At 55.5% G+C, this 5,074-nt stretch carries 7 protein-coding genes; 4 read left to right on the top strand and 3 right to left on the bottom strand.

The window, feature by feature from the left end; all coding sequences use genetic code 11:
* The 3 genes from ACILQA_RS09665 to ACILQA_RS09675 all read right to left on the bottom strand — a co-directional run.
* Positions 1–697: DUF3604 domain-containing protein (locus tag ACILQA_RS09665; RefSeq protein WP_395629504.1), on the bottom strand; the 697-nt coding region annotated here is incomplete at its 3' end.
* A gap of 78 nt (positions 698–775) precedes the next feature.
* The gene (locus ACILQA_RS09670; protein WP_395629505.1) at positions 776–1,567 is read right to left on the bottom strand and encodes a sterol desaturase family protein; all 792 of its coding nucleotides are present in this window, start codon (positions 1,565–1,567) and stop codon (positions 776–778) included.
* Between the two features lie 5 nt (positions 1,568–1,572).
* Positions 1,573–2,667 carry an alkene reductase gene (locus ACILQA_RS09675; protein ID WP_395629506.1) on the bottom strand — a complete coding sequence of 365 codons (1,095 nt, stop codon included), beginning with the start codon at positions 2,665–2,667 and terminating at the stop codon, positions 1,573–1,575.
* A gap of 72 nt (positions 2,668–2,739) precedes the next feature.
* On the opposite strand from ACILQA_RS09675, the gene ACILQA_RS09680 reads away from it, so the two are divergent.
* The 4 genes from ACILQA_RS09680 to ACILQA_RS09695 all read left to right on the top strand — a co-directional run.
* The gene (locus ACILQA_RS09680) at positions 2,740–3,612 is read left to right on the top strand and encodes a DMT family transporter (RefSeq protein ID WP_395629507.1); all 873 of its coding nucleotides are present in this window, start codon (positions 2,740–2,742) and stop codon (positions 3,610–3,612) included.
* A gap of 38 nt (positions 3,613–3,650) precedes the next feature.
* On the top strand, positions 3,651–4,319 hold the full coding sequence (locus ACILQA_RS09685; RefSeq protein WP_395629508.1) for a COQ9 family protein: 669 nt from the start codon (positions 3,651–3,653) through the stop codon (positions 4,317–4,319).
* Between the two features lie 48 nt (positions 4,320–4,367).
* Positions 4,368–4,610: a ferrous iron transport protein A gene (locus ACILQA_RS09690; protein ID WP_395629509.1), complete on the top strand. Its 243-nt coding sequence runs from the start codon at positions 4,368–4,370 to the stop codon at positions 4,608–4,610.
* Positions 4,607–5,074: FeoB small GTPase domain-containing protein (locus ACILQA_RS09695; protein ID WP_395629510.1), on the top strand; the 468-nt coding region annotated here is incomplete at its 3' end. The genes ACILQA_RS09690 and ACILQA_RS09695, both read left to right, overlap by 4 nt.

Consider the following 5,074-nt stretch of genomic DNA (forward strand, 5'->3'; position numbering starts at 1 on the left):
TGTCGGTCCGGCTTTTGCCATCGCGGAACATGACGACACGGTGCAAATTGTTACCGTTGGGCATCAACGTATATTCAAAGCCCATGAACGCGGTGAACTTGCCCGGTTCATTATACCGCTCGACGAGGGAGCTGTGGCCTGTCCAGATGCTTGTCGACGTTTTTTTCTGCTTTACGGGGTCTGTTAGCGCCGCTGGCAACGCATTGCGGCCAGCCAGATCGATCAGCTCTCCTGTAACGCGTTGCATGCCTTCTGGCCCCTTGTGCATTTCTTCATGCCAGCGTTTCAGGGTCGGGTCGCGGACAAGAAAGCCGGGTGCGTCATATAATGCTTTGGTCGCGCCCAAGCCGCCGGAGTGATCGGCTATCACCAGAAAGTCGAGTGGACGTTCCAGCTGCGCCTTCATCCCGCCGGTCGAGGTGACTTCTTCACCGCGCGCAAAACGCAGCGCATCTTCTGGTCCCAATTTTACGCCAAAACCAAAGGCGTCGATGGAATTTGCCGTATGCAAATGGGTGTCGCCCCATAACAGCTTATCAGCGGGACCAGAGGTCACTTCGCTATCGGATGCTGCTTGCGCGGTACGCGCGTCATCCATGATGCTTTTTTCGCGATATTGCTGCCAACCATAGGTCAGGCCGGCGCCGACCGCGACAACAGCCACGGTGCCCAAAATGATGTTGCGCAATTTTGCCATGATATAATCTCCCCTAAGCCCGAAAATGCGTCGGAAAACTGGGTAGGTCAAGTGCCGCGAAGCACCAGCGGGATGACGCTACGTCATGGGCTGCTTCATGCTCCAGACAAACGCAGATGGCCGTTGGTCGTCGAATTGGGATAGACCGATTTTCTGATTTTCGGCGCCGACATGGGATTCTGCACAATATGTCCCGAACAATCGGTCCCAGATCGACAAAGCAAAACCGAAATTACTTTTTTGTTCGGCCACCGCGATGCTGTGGTGCACCAGATGCATGTCCGGCGTCACAAAAAATATGCGCAGCATCCGGTCGAGATACTTTGGTAGGCGGATGTTGCTGTGATTGAACAGCGCATTTGCGTTGAGCCACAATTCAAATGCCAGAGCCACGGCAAGCGGCACGCCCAACAGGGCGACCATTGCCGATTTATAGAATGTCGATACAATCAATTCGAACGGATGAAAGCGCAGCGCGGTGGTGACATCAAGGTCGCGGTCGCTGTGATGTACGGCATGCATAGGCCATAAAAATGCGAACCGGTGCATCGCAAAATGCTGAAGCCAGACGGCGAAATCAAGAATGATAAAGGCCATCACGGCTTCAGCCCAAAAAGGCCAATTTAAGAATTGCAGCATTCCGAACTGGTGGGAGTTCGCCCATGTCGCCGCCACACCCACAACAACGAATAACGACAGGATCCTGCCGACAACTGCGTTGGTTGCGAAGAATAAAGCATGGGTCCGCCATCGCGGATAGCGGCCCAAGACCAAAATGCGGCGTGGCCAGATATATTCTGCACTGGCCAACGCAAAAAGCAGCAAACCGGGGATGGCTATTGCATAAATGCCAATCCCCGCTTCGATCATGTGCGTTACGCGTCCGCCGCGTTCAGGAACGGATAGTCGGTATATCCTTCTGCCGCAGGTGCGTACCATGTTTTGAAATTATCGGGGGTCAGTTCAGCCCCGGACCGCAGACGTTCAACCAGATCAGGGTTGCTGATATAGGGACGGCCAAAGCTGATCGCGTCCGCCAATCCAGATGCCAGATCTTCGTCCGCCAGCTCGCGCGTATATTCTTGGTTCAGCACCAACGGGCCCTTGAATATCTTGCGGATTTCAGGGGAAATGCGCGGCACATCGGTTTGCCCGAAATTGCCATATGGTTTCACTTCACGCAGTTCCAAGAACGCGATGCCGATATCTTGCAATGCGGCAGCAGCGGCGGTGAACAACGGCACTGGATTGCTGTCATTCGCACCCTGTGTTTCGCCGTTGGGCGACAGGCGTACCGACGTTCGTTCCGAACCAATGGCGTCGACAACGGCTTGGGTGACTTCGCGCAACAGGCGGATACGGTTTTCGATTGCACCGCCATATTCATCGGTGCGCAAATTGGTGTTGTCGCGCAGGAACTGGTCAATCAAATAGCCGTTGGCCGCATGAATCTGAACGCCGTCAAAGCCGGCGGCCATCGCGTTTTTCGCAGCGTTGACATAATCCGATATGATGCGGGGTATTTCCGAAGCCTCAAGCGCGCGCGCTTGCGTATATTCTTTTTTGCCCTCTGCGGTGTGCGCATAACCCGGCGCAGTCGTTGCAGATGCGGACACAGGTTGTGCACCGCCCAAGAAGTCTGGGTGGACAAGCCGCCCCATGTGCCACAGCTGCAATATGATCCGTCCATCGGCCTTGTGCACCGCTTCGGTCACTGGCTTCCACGCCGCGATTTGTGCATCTGACCAGATACCGGGCGCCGATGGCCACCCAAGACCTTCTTGGCTAATGCCCGTCGCTTCAGCGATAATCAGGCCAGCCGTGCTGCGCTGGCTGTAATATTCCGCTTTCAAATCTGACATGGGTACATGCCCATTCACACTGCGGCCGCGGGTCAGCGGCGCCATGAGGATTCGGTTGGGCGCGGTGATGGCGCCGAGTTGAATCGGATCAAACAAAGTTGCAGTCATGCAATATCCTGTCATTAAGCGTTTCTTTGCAGCCAAGATGCGGATGAAAGTTGCAAAATGCAACGGGGGTTTATGTCGCAGAAGATATTACATCAGCAACCGCCCAGCTTGCTTGCCTTTGCGGCACTGCTGGCCGGAAATATTGCGATCGCTTTTGGGCCATTGCTCGTGCGTTTTGCCGACAGCGGACCCATCGCGACCGGATTCTGGCGACTGGCGCTGGCGACGCCGTTTTTGTTTCTTGTCGGGTATCGATTTGGTTTTCGTTTTTCGGCCTTAGGCAAATCCACAATTTGGCTAGCGATAATTGCAGGCCTGTTTTTCGGCATTGATATCATCTTGTGGCATATTGGCATTTTCCAAACGAAAATGGCCAATGCGACATTATTTGCGAACTGCGCCAGCCTGATTCTGGTGGTTTACGGGATTATTGCCGCACGTAAAATGCCCAGCAAATGGGAAAGCGCGGCGGTGCTGTTTGCATTTGTGGGCGCTGCACTTTTAATGGGGCAAAGCCTTGATCTGTCCCCGCTGCATTTCCAGGGGGATGTTTTATCGCTTGGCGCGGGCCTTACATACACGGTGTATCTGGTGCTCATGATGCGCGTGCGGCAGAATACGGAAAGCTGGGGCGCACTGGGCATGGCAAGCGCTGTTGCGGCTGTGGTTTTATTGGCGGCATCCTTATCCGCGGGGGAGCAGGTTATCCCGACAGTGTGGTGGCCAGTTGTGTTGCTTGCGTTCACGTCACAGTTTTTCGGGCAAGGGTGCCTGACCTATGCCTTACCGCATTTTAGCCCGCTGGTGATCGGTTTGGCCTTGTTGTTTCAGCCTGCACTGTCGGCTGCGGCTGGCTGGCTTGCTTTTGGTGAGACGCTGACCGCAATGGATTTTACGGGCAGCGCGCTGGTGATGATCGCGCTTGTGCTGGTGCGTAAGCAATAGACCTTTTCTTGAGGGCGCCGAACGCCTACATATTGTGCATGTCCATATCACCGCTTCCTGCTGACCCGACGCTCGACGAAGTTCGTGCCGTCCTTGCCCCCATCATCGCGCGTAACGCGGGATTTGATGGCTGGTCTGATGCCGCTGTTCATGCGGCCGCTGATGAAGCTGGCGTGGACCGTGATGTCGCGAAACTTGCGTTCAAGGATAACGCCATCGACATGATTGATGCGTGGATCGACAGCATCGATATGGAGCTTGCCCATCGTTTGCCCGCCGAAAAACTTGCGGCGATGAAAATCCGTGACCGGATTACAGCATTGCTGGCAACGCGGCTGGAAATCATGGCGCCCGACCGCGAATCCCTGCGGCGCGCGATGGCGATCATGGCCATGCCGCGAAATTTGGTACGCAGTGCAAAGATCGGTTGGCGATCTGCCGACCGGATGTGGCGTCTGGCCGGAGACACCGCGAGCGATTTCAACCATTATACCAAGCGCATGACGCTGTCGGCAGTGTATGCAAGCACGCTCAGCGTCTTCGTCAACGATGACAGCGACAATTTCGCCGATGCGCGGGCTTTCCTTGATCGTCGCATCGATAATGTGATGCAGTTTGAGAAAGTGAAGTTTCAGGCGAAACAGCGTCAGGAATATGTGCCAAGCCTTTCCCGCTTCATTGGCCGCCTGCGCTATCCGGCGCGTTAATCCAAATCTCTATTGATGTTATTGCGAATCGGTTGCAAATAGGCGTCCGTGCAGCTTGACCATCTTCCACTAAACCGCGCCGCGGTTATTCGGGCCATCGATTGGGATGTTTTGCCCGATCAGGAAGGGCATCGTCTGCGTTCACTTGGCTTTGAACCCGGAGTCACCATAGAGGCAATGCACAAGGGTATTTTGATGTGGCGTGACCCGCTTGCCGTGCGTGTCGGCCGAATGACCGTGGCTTTGCGCACCAATGTTGCAGCGGCCATCGATTGCGAGCTTAAGCCATGACGCAAATGCCACCGCTCGTTGCCCTTGTCGGAAACCCCAATGCCGGCAAAAGTGCGCTGTTCAATGCGCTGACCGGTGCGCGGCAGAAGATTGCGAATTATCCCGGCGTAACGGTTGAGCGCAAATCGGGGCGGGCGACGTTTGACGACGGCCAACCCGTTGAAATGATCGATTTGCCCGGCGCCTATAGCCTCGATCCCGATAGCCTTGATGAAGCCGTCACCCGCGATGTCGTGTTGGGAAATCTGGAGGGCCATCGCCGCCCTGACGCACTTGTGATCGTGCTGGATGCGGGCAATCTCGATAACCATCTGCGCTTCGCGCTCGAGCTGATTGAGCAGGGCCTGCCGACGGTCGTTGCGCTGAACATGGTCGATCTTGCCGAGCGCGATGGTTTGCAACTGGATGCAGAAAAGCTCGCCCGCGCATTGGGCGTTCCCGTTATTGAAACGGTGGCGGTACGC

It is taken from the genome of Sphingorhabdus sp. (genome assembly GCF_044239005.1).
In the GTDB taxonomy this organism is placed as follows: domain Bacteria; phylum Pseudomonadota; class Alphaproteobacteria; order Sphingomonadales; family Sphingomonadaceae; genus Sphingorhabdus_B.

Coding starts and splice junctions, on each gene's coding strand:
- ACILQA_RS09680 (WP_395629507.1), top strand. CDS start 2,740: ATGTCGCAGAAGATATTACATCAGCAACCGCCCAGCTTGCTTGCCTTT.
- ACILQA_RS09675 (WP_395629506.1), bottom strand. CDS start 2,667: ATGACTGCAACTTTGTTTGATCCGATTCAACTCGGCGCCATCACCGCG.
- ACILQA_RS09685 (WP_395629508.1), top strand. CDS start 3,651: ATGTCCATATCACCGCTTCCTGCTGACCCGACGCTCGACGAAGTTCGT.
- ACILQA_RS09670 (WP_395629505.1), bottom strand. CDS start 1,567: ATGATCGAAGCGGGGATTGGCATTTATGCAATAGCCATCCCCGGTTTG.